We start from the raw sequence: 1,889 nt of genomic DNA on the forward strand, positions 1-1,889 counted from the left end.
GGAAGAATTGTCACAATTTATCAAAGACCAAAACTTCCAATTCAAGTCTTTCATGGCTGCTTATAAATTTTACAATCAATATGCCTTAAAGACTAATGACGGTGAATATTATCTTGAAAGTATGGAAGACCGTGTCTTCTTTAACGCCCTTTATTTCGCTGATGGGAATGAAGCTGTTGCAATCGATATTGCCAATGAAATCATCCACCAACGCTACCAACCTGCTACTCCTTCCTTCTTGAATGCTGGACGTGCTCGTCGTGGGGAGTTGGTATCTTGTTTCTTAATCCAAGTGACGGATGACATGAACTCTATCGGACGTTCTATCAACTCTGCCCTTCAACTTTCACGTATTGGTGGTGGTGTGGGAATTACTCTCAGCAACCTTCGTGAAGCTGGTGCACCTATCAAGGGGTATGAAGGAGCAGCTTCTGGGGTCGTTCCAGTTATGAAGCTTTTTGAAGACAGCTTCTCTTACTCCAACCAATTGGGGCAACGTCAAGGTGCTGGAGTTGTTTACCTCAATGTCTTTCACCCAGATATCATCGCCTTCCTTTCAACTAAGAAAGAAAATGCCGATGAAAAAGTTCGTGTCAAAACCCTATCACTTGGTGTTGTAGTACCAGATAAATTCTACGAATTGGCTCGTAAAAATGAAGAAATGTACCTCTTCAGCCCTTACTCTGTAGAAAAAGAATACGGTGTGCCATTCAACTACATCGACATTACTGAAAAATACGATGAATTAGTCGCAAATCCAAATATCCGCAAGACAAAAATCAAGGCGCGTGATTTGGAAACTGAAATCTCTAAATTGCAACAAGAGTCTGGCTATCCTTATGTCGTCAACATTGATACGGCTAACCGTGCAAATCCTGTTGATGGTAAGATTATCATGAGTAACTTGTGTTCTGAAATTCTTCAAGTCCAAGAACCAAGCTTGATCAACGATGCTCAAGAATTCCTTCAAATGGGGACGGATGTTTCATGTAACCTTGGTTCAACCAACGTGGTCAACATGATGACTTCACCTGATTTTGGTCGTTCTATCCGTGCTATGGTTCGTGCTTTAACTTTCGTTACAGATAGTTCACACATCGTGGCTGTACCTACGATTGACCATGGAAATAGCCAAGCCCACACCTTTGGTCTCGGTGCTATGGGACTTCATAGCTACCTTGCCCAACAATTGATTGAATATGGATCGCCTGAGTCTGTTGAATTTACAAGCATCTACTTCATGCTTATGAACTACTGGACTTTGGTTGAGTCAAACAATATCGCGCGTGAACGTGGTATCACCTTCCACAACTTTGAAAAATCAGACTATGCTAAGGGAAGTTACTTTGACAAGTATGTGACTGGCGACTTTGTTCCAAAATCAGACCGTGTTAAAGAACTCTTCAAAGATGTCTTTATTCCAAGTGCTACTGACTGGGCTGAACTGCGCGACAAGGTTCAAGCAGATGGTCTTTACCACCAAAACCGCCTTGCTGTAGCGCCAAATGGTTCTATCAGCTATATCAACGACGTTTCTGCTTCTATCCACCCGATTACGCAACGTATCGAAGAACGCCAAGAGAAGAAAATCGGTAAAATCTACTATCCTGCTGCTGGTTTGTCAACAGAAACCATTCCTTACTACACTTCTGCTTACGACATGGATATGCGTAAGGTGATTGATGTTTACGCTGCTGCGACTGAGCACGTGGACCAAGGACTTTCACTCACTCTCTTTATGCGTAGTGACATTCCAAAAGGTCTTTACGAATGGAAGAGGGAAAATAAACAAACGACACGTGACTTGTCCATCCTTCGTAACTATGCCTTTAACAAGGGAATCAAGTCTATCTACTACGTCCGTACCTTTACAGATGACGGTGGAGAAG

At 42.5% G+C, this 1,889-nt stretch carries 1 protein-coding gene; it reads left to right on the top strand.

Annotation, left to right across the window (positions count from 1 at the left end):
• On the top strand, positions 1–1,889 hold a 1,889-nt coding region (gene nrdE, locus SMIDD26_RS06155), incomplete at both ends, for a class 1b ribonucleoside-diphosphate reductase subunit alpha (protein ID WP_061439532.1).

Origin of the sequence: Streptococcus mitis (assembly GCF_001579035.1) — a bacterium.
Classification (GTDB): domain Bacteria; phylum Bacillota; class Bacilli; order Lactobacillales; family Streptococcaceae; genus Streptococcus; species Streptococcus mitis_J.